The 16,851-nt window shown below is 54.5% G+C and carries 15 protein-coding genes; 9 read left to right on the top strand and 6 right to left on the bottom strand.

Annotation, left to right across the window (positions count from 1 at the left end; genetic code table 11):
• Window positions 1-16 precede the first annotated feature (16 nt).
• The 3 genes from lysA to Q0721_RS07090 all read right to left on the bottom strand — a co-directional run bounded on the left by lysA (window position 17) and on the right by Q0721_RS07090 (window position 4,615).
• A complete protein-coding gene (lysA, locus tag Q0721_RS07100; protein WP_299027471.1) occupies window positions 17-1,324 on the bottom strand; it encodes a diaminopimelate decarboxylase in 1,308 nt (435 codons plus the stop codon).
• A gap of 14 nt (window positions 1,325-1,338) precedes the next feature.
• Window positions 1,339-4,122 carry a cation-translocating P-type ATPase gene (locus Q0721_RS07095; protein ID WP_299027468.1) on the bottom strand — a complete coding sequence of 928 codons (2,784 nt, stop codon included), beginning with the start codon at window positions 4,120-4,122 and terminating at the stop codon, window positions 1,339-1,341.
• A 187-nt stretch (window positions 4,123-4,309) separates the two neighbouring features.
• A complete protein-coding gene (locus tag Q0721_RS07090) occupies window positions 4,310-4,615 on the bottom strand; it encodes a hypothetical protein (protein ID WP_299027463.1) in 306 nt (101 codons plus the stop codon).
• A 77-nt stretch (window positions 4,616-4,692) separates the two neighbouring features.
• On the opposite strand from Q0721_RS07090, the gene Q0721_RS07085 reads away from it, so the two are divergent.
• The 9 genes from Q0721_RS07085 (at window position 4,693) to Q0721_RS07045 (ending at window position 13,561) form a co-directional block, all read left to right on the top strand.
• Entirely contained in the window at window positions 4,693-5,430 is a 738-nt protein-coding gene (locus Q0721_RS07085) for a PIG-L family deacetylase (protein ID WP_299027460.1), read from the top strand.
• A gap of 62 nt (window positions 5,431-5,492) precedes the next feature.
• Window positions 5,493-5,747, top strand: coding sequence for a hypothetical protein (locus tag Q0721_RS07080; RefSeq protein WP_299027457.1), 255 nt, complete (start codon window positions 5,493-5,495; stop codon window positions 5,745-5,747).
• Window positions 5,744-6,496, top strand: a complete 753-nt coding sequence (locus tag Q0721_RS07075) for a DUF6754 domain-containing protein (RefSeq protein ID WP_299027454.1) — start codon at window positions 5,744-5,746, stop codon at window positions 6,494-6,496. Before Q0721_RS07080 ends, Q0721_RS07075 begins: the two co-directional genes overlap by 4 nt.
• Window positions 6,493-7,110, top strand: coding sequence for a hypothetical protein (locus Q0721_RS07070; protein ID WP_299027451.1), 618 nt, complete (start codon window positions 6,493-6,495; stop codon window positions 7,108-7,110). The genes Q0721_RS07075 and Q0721_RS07070 overlap by 4 nt, the downstream gene beginning before the upstream one ends.
• An 8-nt stretch (window positions 7,111-7,118) precedes the next feature.
• Window positions 7,119-9,413: a hypothetical protein gene (locus tag Q0721_RS07065; RefSeq protein ID WP_299027448.1), complete on the top strand. Its 2,295-nt coding sequence runs from the start codon at window positions 7,119-7,121 to the stop codon at window positions 9,411-9,413.
• A gap of 6 nt (window positions 9,414-9,419) precedes the next feature.
• On the top strand, window positions 9,420-10,076 hold the full coding sequence (locus Q0721_RS07060; protein WP_299027445.1) for a hypothetical protein: 657 nt from the start codon (window positions 9,420-9,422) through the stop codon (window positions 10,074-10,076).
• An 11-nt stretch (window positions 10,077-10,087) separates the two neighbouring features.
• Window positions 10,088-11,806 (top strand): glutamate mutase L, encoded by a 1,719-nt coding sequence (locus tag Q0721_RS07055; RefSeq protein WP_299027442.1) that lies wholly within the window; start codon window positions 10,088-10,090, stop codon window positions 11,804-11,806.
• A 47-nt stretch (window positions 11,807-11,853) separates the two neighbouring features.
• Complete coding sequence (locus Q0721_RS07050) at window positions 11,854-12,900, top strand: hypothetical protein (protein ID WP_299027439.1); 1,047 nt, start codon at window positions 11,854-11,856, stop codon at window positions 12,898-12,900.
• A gap of 28 nt (window positions 12,901-12,928) precedes the next feature.
• Window positions 12,929-13,561: a hypothetical protein gene (locus Q0721_RS07045; RefSeq protein WP_299027436.1), complete on the top strand. Its 633-nt coding sequence runs from the start codon at window positions 12,929-12,931 to the stop codon at window positions 13,559-13,561.
• Between the two features lie 108 nt (window positions 13,562-13,669).
• Here the strand turns inward: Q0721_RS07045 and Q0721_RS07040 are convergent, their stop codons facing one another.
• From Q0721_RS07040 to Q0721_RS07030, 3 genes are read right to left on the bottom strand one after another with little or no spacing between them, the layout of a single operon-like run.
• Complete coding sequence (locus Q0721_RS07040; RefSeq protein ID WP_299027433.1) at window positions 13,670-15,130, bottom strand: phosphoglucomutase/phosphomannomutase family protein; 1,461 nt, start codon at window positions 15,128-15,130, stop codon at window positions 13,670-13,672.
• 39 nt (window positions 15,131-15,169) lie between these two features.
• A complete protein-coding gene (locus Q0721_RS07035; protein ID WP_299027430.1) occupies window positions 15,170-16,357 on the bottom strand; it encodes an SH3 domain-containing protein in 1,188 nt (395 codons plus the stop codon).
• The gene (locus Q0721_RS07030; RefSeq protein ID WP_299027427.1) at window positions 16,354-16,824 is read right to left on the bottom strand and encodes a hypothetical protein; all 471 of its coding nucleotides are present in this window, start codon (window positions 16,822-16,824) and stop codon (window positions 16,354-16,356) included. The genes Q0721_RS07035 and Q0721_RS07030 overlap by 4 nt, the downstream gene beginning before the upstream one ends.
• Between the last annotated feature and the right edge of the window lie 27 nt (window positions 16,825-16,851).

Raw genomic sequence — 16,851 nt, 5'->3', positions numbered from 1 at the left:
CTTCCCACCACTCTGATCACGGCTCATCGCCCCACCACAATGACGCCAGCGGGTCCTCACGGGGCTGCAGAAGTTCAGCCCGCCCGTCTTCCAACCAGAGTGCCGCTGGGCGAGGGGCTAGATTGTAATTTGACGCCATGCTCAAGTGATAGGCACCAGCAACGGGTATCACCAAGAGATCTCCACGCTGAAGTGGAGGCAGATCAATTTCTTCGATCAAGACATCCCCCGACTCACAAAAACGCCCAACCACCCGGCTAGGTAAAAGATCGCCCTCATAACTTTCGTATCCCAACGGCAGGGCTACATAGCGCGCTCCATATAGCGCCACCCGTGGATTGTCGGCCATCCCCCCATCCACTGCTATGATATGCCGCCCATCTGCCGCGCGCTTCTGGGCGCCTACCTGGTAAATGGCCACACCTGCCCGAGCAACTAACCAGCGCCCTGGTTCAATCACCAACCGCGGCAACGGCCAGTGGCGGCGCTTGCAGGCTGCAGTGACGCTTTCGCTTATAGCTCGCACCCAGGGCAACGGATTGTCCGGCGGATCTTCGGGCTGATAACGCACTCCCCACCCACCCCCTGGGCTAAACTCTTCGGGCAAATAATCGGTCTGCTCGGCTAAAGCAAACAGGGCCTCAATTGCTCTCTGATAGGGCTCGGTATCATGGATCTGAGAACCCAAATGGGTATGGAGACCCCGCAGATCCAGCCAAGGGCTGTGCCGGGCTTTATGGATTGCTAAAGCCGCATCTCCTGTCTCTACGTAAAGGCCAAATTTACTCTGTGCATGGGCGGTCTGGATGTGAGGATGGGTATGGGTCGCAATGCCGGGCGTAATACGCAACCAGATACGCGCCACCTGGCCCCGCTCCTGCGCAATGGTTTCAATCCATTCCAGTTCATCCAGGCTATCCACTACAATAGCCTGAATTCCCATCTCCAATGCCAAAGCGATCTCCTCCAGCGTCTTATTGTTACCATGCAAGTGAATATGCGTGGGCGGGAAACCGGCTCGTAGGGCCAAACGAAACTCACCTAAACTAACCACGTCCACACCGAGCCCTAAAGCCACCAATCTACGCGCCAGCGCTGGGGAGAAATACGCCTTGGCGGCATATGTGATCAATCCTTCCCCAGGGTAATGCTCACGAAGCAATTCCTCCAGGGTTTGCACCTGGGTGCGAAGGGTAACGGCATCGTAGAGATAAAGAGGGGTGCCGTATGCCCTCACCAAGTCAGGCACCGAACACCCCCCTATCTGCAACCCCTCCCTTCCCCACTCCGCTGTGAGCGGGAGCAGCGACCATTCCCATAACATGTGGGGCCTCTCCCTCAAGCAGATAGATTGATGGCTTTCTCGCGTGACAACCGCACCCATTTTAACGCTTCAATGCTCAAAAAGACGACACTACTAAAGGCTAAACTGACCAGCAAATCCACTAGAGGCAAGGGATGCGTGCGGAAAATCGCTTGCAGGAATGGCACATAAATCACAGCCATTTGTAGCGCAAAGGTCAACACCACCGAAGCAAGCAGCAGTGGGTTAGAAAATAGTCCCAAACGCATAAGTGGATCACGGTCTGAACGGATAGCCAGAACGTTTCCCATCTGAGCCAGAGTTAACGTGGTGAATATCATCGTCTGCCAGGATTCGGTGCGACCTGTGTGGAGCGCCCATAATCCGGCCAGCAAGGAAGTAAGACCCATCTCAATTCCAACCAAGAGCACACTCAAAGCCAGACCACGCCCGAAGATATTCTCTTTGGGAGAGAAGGGTTTGCGGCGCATAATATCGCGCTCGGCCGGTTCGACGGTTAATGCCAGGCCAGGTAGCCCATCGGTCACTAGGTTAATCCACAAAATTTGCAGAGGGGTGAGGGGCAGAGAGAGCCCCGCAAACGGTCCCAGAAGCATGACCAAGATTTCACCTGCGTTAGAGGTAAGTGTGTATTTGATAAATTTGCGAATGTTATCGTAGATCCGGCGCCCTTCCTCAACAGCGGCAACAATGGTAGCAAAATTGTCATCAAGCAATACCATATCCGCAGCTTCTTTAGAGACATCCGTACCCGTAATGCCCATTGCAACACCGATATCCGCCTTCTTGAGCGCTGGTGCATCATTGACACCGTCGCCAGTCATGGCAACAATATGCCCACGATTCTGCAGCGCCTCCACAATTTTGAGCTTGTGTTCAGGTGAAACCCGCGCAAACACCGGTATCTCTTCAACCTGCTGTTCGAGTTCGGCCACAGAAAGCTGCGCTAGTTCCTGACCGGTCATCACGCGCCCATCTTCAGCGATGCGCAAGGCGCGTGCGATATGCAAGGCAGTAAGGGGGTGATCACCTGTAATCATGACAGGGCGAATTCCAGCTGTTTTGGCTACCTGAACAGCCTGAAAGACCTCAGGGCGCGCCGGATCAATCATTCCAAACATGCCCACAAAGATCAACTGTGACTCCTCAAGTTCGCTCACCTGGTCTTTTCCAGATTCCTCCCACACTGGACGAAAGGCCACTCCCAAAACACGCATCCCGCTCTGAGCCATCGTGTCATTGGCGCGGACAATTCGCTCCCGCCAACCGGCATCTAGGGGCTTGACTTGATGATCCACCCAGACCCAATCACATACCTCAAGCAAAGAATCAACTGCCCCCTTGGTAAGCATAAGGTAATCTACGGGTTTTTCCCAAAGTGAGGCCAACGGCTCTTCAAGTGCGCTCAGTTCTGATGGCCATTCCTTTTGCCAATCCACCCGATGCAAAGTGCTCATGCGCTTCCGCTCGGAGTCAAACGGCCATTCTCGCACGCGAGGCATGAAGCTTTCCAGAGTTTGCTTGAGCAAACCCGCCTGTGCCGCCGCAATTACCAGCGCCCCCTCGGTTGGATCGCCAACAGCGGCGAAACCATGCCGCCCGCCTTCTTCAGCCGGTTCAAGGGTGGCATCGTTGCACAACGCCCCCCCTATCAACATCAAAGCTACCGAAGAGCGAGTCGTCACCAGTGGCAGCGAAACTGAGTCCGATTGCGGCTGATAATAGTTAACCTCCTCTTGAAAATCAATCCGATGACCTGCCACATCAATCACTGTAACTGTCATCCGATTCTCAGTCAAGGTGCCGGTTTTGTCTGAACAAATCACCGTAACCGAGCCCAGTGTTTCCACAGCAGGTAATTTGCGGATCAGGGCATTACGCTTGAGCATTCGCTGAGCCCCTAGCGCCAGCGCAATAGTAACTACTGCTGGCAAGCCCTCCGGTACAGCCGCTACTGCCATACTGATGGCCGTCTGAAACATTACCCGAACTGACTCGCCGCGTAGCACCCCAAAGGCAAACACGATAGCCACAATCCCTAAAGCAGCTACGGCCAATCCTCGTCCTAGTTGCTCCAAGCGCTTCTGCAACGGAGTGGGTTCCTGCCCTACCGACTGGATCATGTCCGCAATTTTGCCCAGTTCAGTGCGCATACCCGTACTCACTACAATGGCCATCCCCCGTCCATAGGTCACCACAGTCCCCATAAAGATCATGTTCCGTTGATCGGCCACCGGGAGATGCTCGGCAGAAATGGGTTCGGCATGCTTTTCCACCGGTTCTGACTCCCCAGTCAGGACTGCCTCTTGGACGCGTAGATTTACCGCTTCAATGAGTCGGGCATCGGCAGGCACAGCGTCCCCTGCCTCCAATTGAATGAGATCTCCGGGCACTAACTCACGTGCCGAGATTTCGATGAGATGCCCCGCACGGCGCACTTTAACCTTTGGTACGGCCATCTTTTTGAGGGCTGCCATGGCCTTCTCGGCTTGATACTCTTGTGAGAACCCCAAAAGCGCATTGAGCACAACAATCACCAAAATGACTAGGGCATCGGTGTATTCGTGCAAAAGGGCCGAGACGATAGCCGAGATAATCAGAATGACCACCATGATGCCAGTGAGTTGCTCCCACAGGATGCGCCATGGGCTTTTTAATCCCCGCTCCACCAGTTCATTGGGCCCTACTTCGCCGAGGCGGCGCTGAGCTTCTTCATGGCTCAAACCGTTTCGCAAGTCAGTTTCTAGCTGCTTGGCAACCTCAAGAGACGACAATTGATACCAGGGCTTTTCTTCCATATACATCCTCTCCCATGATAAACGAATTCAAACAAAAAAAGACCATCCCGCCAATTGGTGATGGTCTCGCTGATTGCGCGGGCTACCGGAAGCCGAAGCTTCGTCCTGACGATAACCCGCCCCGTAGTTTGGGCAGCTACTCCCCAATGTCTTTCTAGTTTAATCCGCTTCACAAATTCGTCAAGACTTACGGCACCCACCCGCCAATATCCGTCCAGGCATATGACAAATGGGTGGCTAGCGTGGCCCCAAGGCGCTTATGCACTCGCTTAACTACATACTCCATCAGAGCAATGCCCCCAATGGTGTGCAATTGAGCACCAATTTCACAAGCGCGCCGATGCCTACACTGAGCATTGAATGAGCCGCCTGGGCGTTCGGAGAGGAAGTCCTCGCGCTGTCCAATTTGAATCAGTTCTTCGATCAGACGCTCTACCTCCGACCGCCGCTCTCGCGGGAAAGGCTTTCGGGACAGAAGATTCCAAATACTCATGATCACTCCTTACAATATATTATACCTACTAGCCCCCAAATGGTTATGATAAAATTTTTCGCGGCTTAGAGGCAGCAATGCGCTGGATTTATCTTTCCCCCCATCTTGATGATGCCATCTTCTCATGCGGGGGATGGATTTGGTATCAAACCCGAGAAGGAACAGAGGTGGAGATCTGGACGCTTTGCGCCGGAGACCCTCCTGAAGAACCCCTCTCCGCTTATGCGCAGCAACTTCATCAGCGCTGGCAAACCAGCCTCAATGCCATCGCCGCACGCCGTCAGGAGGACCTAGAAGCCTGTGCACGCGTGGGTGCTATTCCCCGTCACTTTCCCCTCCCTGATTGCATTTACCGGCGTGATCCCCAGCACAATCACCCCATTGTAAATAGCGATGAAGATCTTTTTCAGCCCACCCTCCCTGCATCAGAGCGCCTCTGGGTTGCCACAGTGCGTGAATGGCTCACAACAGCTTTATCGGGCCCCTCTATCCTAGTTTGTCCTCTGGGTCTGGGAGGACATATTGACCATCACCTGACTCGTGCCGCCGCCGAGGGGTTGGGTCACCCCGCACTGTGGTACTATGCTGACTTCCCCTACGCCCTACGTAACTGTAATGAGAGCATGCGCCCTGTTTCCACTCACGGTCCTTATCCCTTAGAACTTCCTGCAGAAGCGCTTGAGGCCTGGGTCGAGGCCATCGCCTGCTATCGCTCCCAGTTGAGCACCTTCTGGCCCGATTTTGCTGCCCTAAACCGCGAATTGCGCCATTACTATCAAAATTGTAAAGGGCAAATCCTCTGGAGGCCTCTTTAGGCTCCGAGATAAAAGCAACGAATAGGCTATGTCATCTAATATTTTGTGCTATACTGAATGACATGGTAAATGAGCCCCATCCTTGGGTTGCCTGGGCAGACAATCTCCAGCGCTGGGGGCTGGCACAGCCATTAGCAGTACTACTGGAGGCATTGGGGCCGTTTCGGTGGCTAGTCGCCCAGTTCCTCTATGGAAGTCTTCCCCTCTTTACCACCCCATCTACCTCCTCACAATGGCAAGCCATCTTGCGCGTGCTGGAAGATGAAACTGCCCACCGTGAGTTCATCAACCTCCTACTCGAGGAATCCCGCCAATGAGTATATTCTTATCCATCTTGGCGCTCGTCATCATCTTGATCAGTGCAGGTCTGCTCTTCTTCTTGGCTTTGCCCCCTAAACGCCGCTCACGCTGGGGCTTACGCCCGATCCCGGCTTTTTCGGAATTAGTTCGGGTGCTTGGTCTTTCCGTCGAAGAGGGCACCCGCTTACACCTCACCTTAGGACATGCAGGTATCACCCAACCCACCAGTGCCTCTGCGCTCGTCGGATTGCAAGCACTTGAACGGATCACTGCGATTAGTTCTGTTAGTGACCGGCCACCATTGGCTACCAGCGGCGAGGGCAGTCTGACCTTACTTAGCCAAAGCACATTGCGGGCAGTTTACCGCCTGAACAACGCTCTGGATCTCTATGACCCTCAACGCGGACGATTGACAGGGGTTACCCCCCTCTCCTATGCAGCGGGGATGCTACCCATCGCTTATGACGAAAATGTGTCAGCCCATCTAATAGTTGGGCATTACGGCCTGGAGATCGGTCTGCTCTGTGAAGCCGCCGTTCGCAACAATGCCTTCACACTGGCGGCTAGTGACTCCCTAAGTGCTCAGGCCGTGCTTTTCGCTACCACAAAACAGCCCCTGATCGGCGAAGAGCTATTTGCTATTCCGGCCTACTTGCAAACCAGTCCGGCTCATGTGGCCAGTCTGCGCGTACAGGACTTGCTACGCTGGGGCACCGTTATTGCGCTAGTCCTTAGTGCTGTGCTAGGAGTATTTGGGTGGTTATGAGATCTCCTGTAGCAACCGCTATCGCCATTGGGGTTGGATTAATTGTCCTGCTGGGTTATCTCCTGCCCTTACCAGTGCTTGATCCTATCCGTAGGCTCTTTTTAGACTGGTCAATCATCCTGGCAGCCGTTGCTGGTCTAGTTGCTATTCTCAATCTATTCAAAGCCCATTGGCGCAAAATCAGTTCCTCCCGGGAACGCGATTACTATAGCCTGTTCTTCATACTCGGCTTTATCCTCACCGCAGCACTGGGTTTGCTCTTTGGCCCAACCGATGAACGCGTACGCCCTCTCATCATGTCGATACAACTCCCGGTCGAAGCCAGTCTGGTAGGCTTACTTACCATCACTTTCGTGGTCAGTGCAGTGCGGTTGTTTGCCCTGCGCCGTTCTTGGATGAGCGGAATCTTCCTAGCCAGCACCATCGTGTTTCTGCTAGCAGGCAGTGGGGTTTTCCTGACCAGTGGTACCTCACAGGTAATTAAAGAAGTCCTGGCTGCCTTGAACATCCTGCCGGCAGCAGGTGCCCGCGGCATTCTTCTTGGAATTGCCCTGGGAAGCGTGCTAACTGGATTACGCGTTCTGCTTGGCATGGATCGTCCATATAGCGAGTAAAATGCCCTATGAGCACCGTTGTTTGTCCCCAATGCGGTTCTTCAAATCCCAGTGAGAATGAATACTGCCAGTGGTGCCATGCGCCTCTTCACCCTGAGGCAACCTCTGGGGTTGAAAGTCCCGCAAACTCGGAAATAGATCTCCCGGATTGGCTAAAAGAAGCCGGCCCCCTGATCCCACCACTAGCCGAATCGCCAGAGGAAGAATTGCCTGACTGGCTGCTTTCCCTTCGTCAGGAAAGTAAAACCGCAGACCTCCGTGAAGAGATTCAAGCTATCAGCAGTGAAGAGCCCTTCTTAGCACCCGATCCAGAAGAAAAGCTACCCACCGCGGGAGATGAAGAAGCAGCCCAGGCTGACCTCTTCACACCGCCTGAGCCGCCTGAACAAGGGGACCTCTCTGGATGGACGAGGGGGTTCGAGGGCGAGGAGATAACCGAAGAAACGTCCCATGCTACTGAAAACACGTCTTCATCCAGCCTGAGCGAGGAGGAGCTGCCGGAGTGGCTAAAAACACTCCGAGAGCAAGAAGGCTCTCTAGCCCAGAAGCCCTTTTCAGCGAGGGATGAGTCCATTCCTACCTCTTTTGCCCCTAAATCCGAGCCCTTTACAGAAGAGATTCTGCCCGAGTGGCCCGACGATTTACGCACACCTTCAGAAGAGGAAAAAGAAGCAGAACCACCAGTATCTGAGGCCATTGCTCAGGAAGTTAAGGCAGATAAAGCAAGCACTCCATCGCCAGAGACCATTTCGCCCTTTACAGAAATCCCCGAGGATATCACTGCCTGGTTCGAAGAAACCCCGTCCTCTCTTCTAGGTGATCAATCATCAAGTGCTCTTAAATCCCCCTCGTCATCAGAAGAAATAGCCCAATTTGCCGATCTTATAACCACCAGCGAAACCCCTGAGGAAGTGCCAGAAGCGATCCCTGCCTTCAGCGAAGATGACTATGCCGCCTGGCTGGATCGCCTCCAGGTTGAAGAGACTCTGGAAGGCGAAGATCTTTCCAACCAAGTTCCTGTTTTTATTGAAGAGGGTGTTACCGAAACCGCTCCCTCACCGGAAACGATTGTCCCCCCATTTATTGAGAGTGAATTGCCCGAATGGCTAGCTGAGGAAGGATCCCCTGCTGAGGAGACCGAGGGGAGCGCCATCCCAACCACCCAGTTGCCAGAGTGGTTGGAGGCTATGCGACCGGTTGAAGCCGTCGCGCCTGCACCACCTCAAACACCAGAAGAGGACACTCGGATTGAAACCAGTGGACCATTAGCCGGTTTCCCAGGGGTACTACCAGGTGAGCCTGAGGCACTGCGCTATTCGCGCCCCCCTATTCATGCTGTTCGCCTTAGTGTGAGTGAGAAGCAACGCGCCTATGTAGCTCTTCTTGAAAGCCTGGTCACTGCCGAGAGCACCCCTGTTCCCATCCGTTCACAAAAACTGGTTACAGCCCCCAGTCCAATTTTACGATTCATCATCACCGTGCTACTCTTCGCCATCCTGATAGCAGGGTTGATGTCGGCTACACCTCTAAGCGATCTCCCAGCATTATTCCCGGCAGAGGTGGTGGCCTTTACGACAACCCTTAACAATCTCTCCACCCAACAGGCCAACCCGCGTGTGCTAGTGGGATTGGATATAGACGCTGGTTTTCTGCCCGAAATTCGCATCTCTGCTGTCAATGCCCTAAGCGACCTGATGCGCCAGAACGCTCGCCTAGTGTTTCTCCCGCTACAATCCAGCGCCCCTATCCTAGGGCTTTCCATAGCACAGGAGGCCGCGCAACAAGTGCCTAATTACGCGCTTGCTGATCAGAGCGTTCACCTAGGATATCTGGCTGGCGAAACCGCCGGATTAGCCGCGTTCGCGTACCAACCCCGGCTGGGAATAGCCACCACCTTGGAAGGACAGTCCGCATGGGACACGCAACCCCTGATTGGAGTTGATTCCCTGCAGGATTTTGATGCTATCCTTCTGATCACCGATAGCGGAGAACGCGCCCGCGGGTGGATCGAGCAAATGCGCCCCTCTTTCCCCGAACGTCCCTTTTTGATAATTTCCAGTGCCCAAGCAGCCCCCTACCTTATCCCCTACGTGCAGTCAGGTCAGGTAAATGGCGTGCTGACCGGCCTGTTAGGAAGCATCTTGTATATTCGCCTGACCCCCAAAGTCGGAAGTGAAAACCTGGCGCTTTGGAGCGCTTATCAGTGGGGCAGTCTCACGATCACCTTGTTGATTCTGTTGGGAGCCCTGCTAGGAGCCACCCAAGCCCTTCTACAGGCCCAAAAAGCCCACCCCAAACGCTGAGGCGCTATGACAGATACTTTGTGGAGCCTGATCGCTTTTGTCCTCACCCTGGCCATACTCTCCTATGCCATTGGGGATAACCCGCTCTTCCGCATTGCTCTCTATACATTCGTTGGCATTTCGGCTGGTTATTTGGCCGTGGTCCTCATTGATCAGGTTATCTTCCCGCGTTTGATCACTCCTCTAGTCAATCCCAGCACCGCTTCAGGTGTAATGGCAATCCCGCTTCTGCTAAGCCTGCTTTTACTAACCCGACTATCACCCAGATTGTCATTCCTGGGCAGTCTGCCTATGGCCTTCCTGGTTGGAGTGGGAGCAGCGGTGATTATCAACGGAGCTCTCTTTGGCACTCTATTTACCCAGGTGCGCGCAGCGGGTCTCTCCTTTACATTCCCTCAAAGTGTCTCCAGCGGTTGGATTACTGGAATGGTGCTACTCTTTGGTGCCATCACGACATTGCTTTACTTTCAATTCACCGGTCGCCGCGAACCCGGCAAAGGTATCGTTCGTCCCGCTTGGGTCGAATGGATAGCCAGAATTGGGCAGGGGTTCATTGCCATCACCCTGGGAGCCTTCTTTGCGGGCGTCATTTTGGCCTCTCTGACTGTGCTTATTGGGCGGTTGGATTTTGTGCTCCAATTTATCAACACTCTAGTACCTTGAGACACTAGCCTATGAGTTCCTCTATCATTGAAGCCGAATCGGTCCTTGCTGTTGATATTGGGAGCGTGTTCACACGCGCATTGCTCTTCGATGTGGTAGAAGAACGATACCGTATGATTGCCGCCACGCAGGTCAGCACCACAGTTGGCGCACCTTTTTTCGACATCAGCGAGAGCATCTTTCAGACTCTCACCCGCCTGGAAGAGATTACCGGGCGGCGCCTCATGGAAGAAGCACATCTGCTCCTCCCCACACAAGAAGATGGATCGGGGGTGGACCGTTTTGTGCTAACCTTCTCGGCTGGTCAGCCCCTGCGCGTGGTGGCTATGGGGCTGCTAGAGGAAGTCTCACTAGCCAGTGCCCGCAAAGTTCTGGAATCAACTTATTGTCAGATTGTAGAGCAAATCAGCCTCAATGACCGCCGTAAACCAGAGGCCCAAATTGATGCCATCCTGCGGGCTCGCCCGGACCTAATCCTGATCGCTGGGGGCACTGATCAGGGAGCCACGCGATCAATAGCCAAGATTGTAGATTTACTGACGTTGGCTCTCCAACTCATGACTGCTGAAAGCCGCCCAGAAGTTCTTTATGCTGGTAACTCGGCCATCACCAAACAAGTGTGTGATCGCCTTGAGCCATATGTGCGTCCACGCACAGTCCCTAATCTTCGTCCCGACATTGACCGGGAGAATCTGATGCCGGCTCAGGAGGTACTCTCCGAGATTGTCTACCTGCGCCGCTCGCATCAGATCGGCGGATTGCAATCTTACAGCACGATTAGTGCCATCACTCCTCAGCCCAGTCTGCGAGCCTTTGGGCGCATGGTCCAGTTTCTTGAGAAAATTACAAACCCTCCCCTAGGAGTCCTTGGCATTGATTTGGGCTCAGCTACAACCGGGATTGCAATGGCACGCAGTGGAACTCTTACAACGCAGGCGATCCCCATAGGCTCTGGCTTCGGGCTAGCGGCCGCACTCGAACAAAGTCCACTGGAAAGCATCACCCGTTGGCTCCCCATGCACGTGCCCAATGAGGCGGTGAGGGACTATTTATGGCATCGAACACTGTACCCAACTGCCGTCCCAACCTCACTGGAGTACCAGGCCATTGAGCAGGCCATGCTACGTCAGATACTCGCCCAGGTGGCAAACCGCGTGGCGCCTGACGAAGGGTTGTACGGGTTCGAACCCATCCTAGTCAGTGGTTATGCCCTCACACAGGCCGCTTCCCCTGCCCAATCCTTGCTCATGCTCCTTGATGGACTCCAACCTATTGGTGTTACGACCTTTATCCTCGACCCTTACGGCTTGCTGACTGCCCTGGGCGCCATTGCTCCGTTGAACCCCACCCTTGTTGTCCAGGTGCTTGAAAGCAATGCTTTGGTCAACCTTGGCACCGTCATCGCCCCACTTAGCTCGGTGCGATACGGTACACCTATTCTCAAAGTACGCTACGAGCTAGAAAGTGGTGAAACATCGAGCGTGGAAGTGCGTCAGGGGACTTTGGTGCCACTGCCGATCCCCAATGGGCAACGAGCGCGCCTGCACCTGCAACCCCTTCGCCCTCTGCGTCTGACCCCCACCGGTAAAGACACAGCCCGTAGTTTCAAAGTAACGGGCGGGCTACTCGGAGCGGTCATTGACGCGCGTGGACGGCCTATAACGCTCCCCACCGACTCAGCCCGCCGCCGCGATTTGCTCAAACGCTGGATAGCCACTCTTGGTGGTTGAGGACTGGCACAAACCTTGCATGGTTTAGAAAATAACCTGAGAAGCCTATGATGTTACCTGCTCACCACATCCTCCCTCTGACTCATCTGCGCCGTCTACGCATGCTCACCGAAAAGGGGCGTGTGCTAGTGCGTTCTGGTCAGACAGTGGAGGCTACCGATGTCATCGCTGAAGCCCCTGTCCCAGGCCAACACCTACTGCTGGACGTGCGCAGAGCCTTAGGGGTGCAGCGCGTCAGCGATGCCGAGCGCCTGATTGAACGGCGGGTAGGAGAACAAGTTGAAAAAGGAGATATCCTGGCTCAAACCCGCGGTCTCTTTTCACGCCTGTTACGGGCCCCTACGTCTGGACGGATAGTGGCTATCTATAAAGGCCAGATTCTTCTCGAGGTTGTTTCGCAGCCCCATCGCCTTTTGGCTGGACTACCCGGCAGGGTTGCCGAGGTTTTCCCTGAGCGGGGCGCTATCATAGAAACCCATGGGGCTCTGATCCAGGGAGCCTGGGGAAACCAACAGAGTAATAACGGGGTACTCACCGTGCTGGCCGAAACACCTGATGCTCCTCTAAAACCCGAGGCTTTAGACCTGACCTTACGAGGCAGCGTGATCGTAGGTGGCGTTTGTCATCAACCCGAGGCCCTTAAGATGGCTGCGGAGATCCCTGTACGGGGGATCATCCTGGGTAGTGTTTCGGCCCCCCTGCTTCCACTGGTAGCTAGTCTCAACCTACCCGTCATCTTGCTTGAAGGTGTGGGACATATTCCGATCAATCATCTGGCTTTTCAATTGTTGACCACCAATCAAAAACGCGAAGCCTATCTTCAGGCGTTTTGGAATCCAAGGTTGAGTGAGAAACCAGAAATTGTGATTCCGTTACCCGCCGCGGGTAAGGCCCCCGAAGAGGCTGTTGAAATCACCGTTGGGCAAACAGTTCGTCTGGTACTCCCACCTTATGCAGGAAGTATTGGTAAAGTGATCCAACCCCACAGCAGTTGGCTCCAGCGTAGCGGGCAACGTCTGCCAGCAGCTGAGATCGAACTGGAGAATGCCCAAAGGGTCACGGTGCCCTTATTTAATTTGGAAATCATCGCCTAATAAGTCTTAAACCAAGGAGAGGTGAACCATGGACTTCCGTAGCAATTTTGATGATGAAGAGCAAGGCTCCCCTCAGGGAAGCACCGGCGCTGAGAACCCCTTTGAAGAACCCATTGAACCGGAACCCGAAGCGGGTAGCCCAGGGCCCAATCGCAACTTTTTGATCGCTGCCGGGATCATCGGAGGCATCTTCGTACTGGCGATCATTGCCCTGATCGTTTTTGCCCTGGTCTCAGCCAACCAGAATCGTGCCCGATTACAGCAAGAAGCGGCTCAAATCAACGCTCAGAACACCGTTATTGCTATGCAAGCCACCCAAACCTCGCAGGCATTTGCCTTGCAACAAACTCTGCTGGCCCAACCCACTCCTACTACCGCCGCAACGCCGGTAATCATCGTTCCCACCGCAACGCCGGTACCCACAAATACTCTCTCACCGGAAAACATGGCACGCACCGCCACGGTGGCTGCTTTTCTGACCCAGGTGGCCAAAGCCGCTACCGGTACCCCCCAGGCTGTGGGCCCCACTCCAACCAGCACGGCCTTGCCGACTACCGGCTTTGCGGATGAAGTTGGATTACCAGGCTTGCTGGGTTTAGCCGCTTTCCTTATCCTGGTGATTATGATCACCCGCCGCCTGCGTTTTTCGGCTACACGCTAACTCTCAGCGTGCATCCTCCATCTCCTTTTTGCACCCCCGCGGTTAACCTAAAAAGGTAGGGGCCATTGCTTGCCCCTGCCTTTGCATAACCCCTGGCTTAGGTTGGTCCTATGCTACCTGATCGGCAATTTGTTCACCGAAGGCGAGCAAGGCACGCACCATTTCTGGTGAGCGGCCCTCAGCATAAACGCGCAATACCGGCTCGGTTCCGGAAGGACGAATCAATAACCACGAATCATCGGCCAGGATATATTTCACACCATCTAGCGTGCTGACCTGGACAACTGATTCCCCACCGATTTGCGCCGGGGCCTCGTCCTTAAGTCGCGCTGTCATCTTCTCCTTAGAGACTGGGTGACGCAGGCGCATATCCCTGCGTTCATAATGGGCCGGGCCTACCTCCTGGAGCAGGCTTTCCACCAACTCCATTAATGTACCCCCTGACTCAGCCACCATTTCTACAATCAACAGTCCCATCAGGATCCCATCACCTTCGGGAATGTGGCCCTTAAAGGAGATACCGCCCGACTCCTCGCCTCCAATGAGCACGTCTTCCCGTAGCATATAGTCGGCAATGTGATTGAAGCCCACTGGCGTCTCATAAAGAGGCAAACCGTAACGTGCCGCCAGACGATCAACCATACGTGTGGTGGAAACGGTGCGCACCACTGCGCCATGCAAACCTCGTTTTTCCACAAGATAGCGCAGCGCCAGCGCCATGATCTTATGCGGATCTACAAAGTTGCCTCGTTCGTCCATCGCTCCGATGCGATCCGCATCCCCATCGGTTGCCAAGCCGAAGTTGCCTGCCCCGGTGCTAATGGCCCCTGCTAGGGCGCCTAAATACCGTGCAATCGGTTCCGGATGCACACCCCCAAACCCGGGGTTCATCTCACCCCGAATCTCGTACACTTCGCAGCCGGTTCCCTGAAGCAGACTGCGAATGACCCCGCGCCCGGAGCCATACATCGAATCCACCACAATCCGCAGAGGATTCTCAGCAATGACGTCAAAATCAATCAAACGGCGCAAATGCTCCCCATAAGCAGGAATGGGGTTAAAACGCTGTATCAGTTTGAGTTGGCGTGCCTGCTCGTAGTCCATTAGGTTAGGCCCCCGCCCCTGCGCCTCGTTATCGTTTAAGTAAATCTCAACCCGGCGGCACTGCTCTGGGGATGCCGATCCGCCAAATGCGGCTTTGAGTTTAACCCCATTGTACCGGGGGGCATTATGAGAAGCCGTGATCATTACTCCCCCAATAGCACCCAGATGACGCACAGCGTAAGAAATGGCCGGGGTCGGGGCATCGGCCTGACTAAGGTAAACAGTGAATCCATTGGCTGCTAGCACACGGGCAACTTCCTGAGCAAAGCGATCCGAGAGAAAGCGCGTATCAAACCCAACCACCATGGTTTTCGGATCCACTTTAATCCCTTCTCCCAGGCCGTTCAACCACTGATCTGAGGCTACGGCATCTGCTATAGCCTGAGTCACCAGGCGCAAGTTATGGAACGTAAATGTGTCTGAGATAACTGCCCGCCAACCATCAGTACCGAAATGTATCGTCATCGTTCTTTGCCTCTCCAGATGTCAAAGTGTGTTTGCTGATTACCATCCAGGCATTGGGGTGGCGGTTACTAACAACGCCTGTACCATCCACCCCTCAACCCCTTGCTGAGTCCGCACCTTAACCCACAAGACCCCTCCCCGTCCTTGAGCAGGGTCAGAGATCACCTGCACCAGAGTATCATTGAGCAGTGAAGTCAGCACCCGGCCATCCGGCTCTTCCCGTACAAAAGCCCCTCCTCCTATATTTGCCGACACTCTCGCCCAAACAGGTGTCGGCTCAGGGGTAACGGTCACCGAAGGAGTTGGGGACGGAGCGAGGGTAGGCAACGGGGTTACGCTCATTGGAACCTGAGCCGAGGTCCCCGTGGGGCGGGGTAAAGCCGTTACTGTAGGTGATGGCAACCACGCCGTGGGAGAAACGGTTGGGCCAATCACCGCTAAGTTTTCGGGTATTGGCGCTCTCGGCTTTCCAAGCAACAGCATCATTATTCCGATCAGTAAAGCCGGTCCAACTGCATAACCCCATATTCGGGGACGCAACTTCATCACCCCCAAAACCCCCCAGGCTACCAGCCAAATGGTTAACAAGTGCAACCCAAAAGTCCTTATTCCCGCGATCCACAAATCCGGTCGTTGGCTCCCCCAGCCATACCCTGCGATCGCCAACGGCAAGACAAGTCCATAAGCCAGGACCAGGTTCACAACCAGGGGACGCTGACGAGGTGAACGCACCAACAAAAAAGCCACTAATCCGGCCCCAATGGCAGTAATAACCCACTCCAATTCTCTCCATTGCCCATAATAGCGGAGCAATGCTGGTGTAATCTCGGGATGAAGGCTGTGTTGTACCCACCCAGATGCCCCTCCTGCGCCAAGTAGGATCAGACTTAAGAATATCACCCCTCCCAAGACATTGACCAGAAAGGTTGCTGTCCCCCCAAAGGCTACTAAAACCACACCTATCACTGGCCCTAGGAAGGGGCTCATCAATACAGCAAGAAAATACAAAATGGGAGCGTCAGAGCTCAAAGCCGCCCCAACCAGAAGAGCACAAATAACGGCTGCCAAGTAGAAATCGAAACCCGCTTCCAACTGGCGAGTTAACCCCTGCAATGCGCTCCCCTTGCCCTCACCGCTGGACGAGGAACGCAAATAACGCAATGGCGGGGGCGAAGCCGCTGGACGTTCAGGTTCGGATGGGAGAGGTTCGCTGGTAGGCAGATTCATCGCCGTAAGGTCGCCACAATACGCAGAGGTCGTTCCAGCAATTCTAGAGCCGTCAGGATATCCGGCACCACCACATCCGCCGCCATCAAAGTAGAAACTGCCACTCCCTCTCGCGACATCACGCAGATTCCCAGGGCTGCCTCACGCAACATCTCCGTGTCGTTAGCGCCTTGACCAATTGCCACCACGTGCTCAGCCCCTAGATCACGGACAAAAGCAGCCTTTTGTGCCGCCTCATCCCCAGGGTTAAGGCGTACTGCCGTTAGGTTCAGATGATGGTCAATGGCCGCCTGTCGGCCATGAGTATCTGCCGTGATTAGGTGAATATGGAGACGATCGCGCAGGACGTTGATACTGCGATAGACCCCATCTATTAATTGTCCATCCAGCGCCAACGTTCCATTAACATCACACACTAGATGTTCTAATCGAAGGACACCACGTCCGGGGATATTGAGTTCAATCATGCCATTATTATAATACAGAGCCTTCTA

It is taken from the genome of uncultured Thermanaerothrix sp. (assembly GCF_938028735.1).
GTDB lineage: Bacteria > Chloroflexota > Anaerolineae > Anaerolineales > Anaerolineaceae > Thermanaerothrix.
Note: the sequence above shows the minus strand (reverse complement) of the source record. Positions and strands in the feature narration are given on the sequence as shown.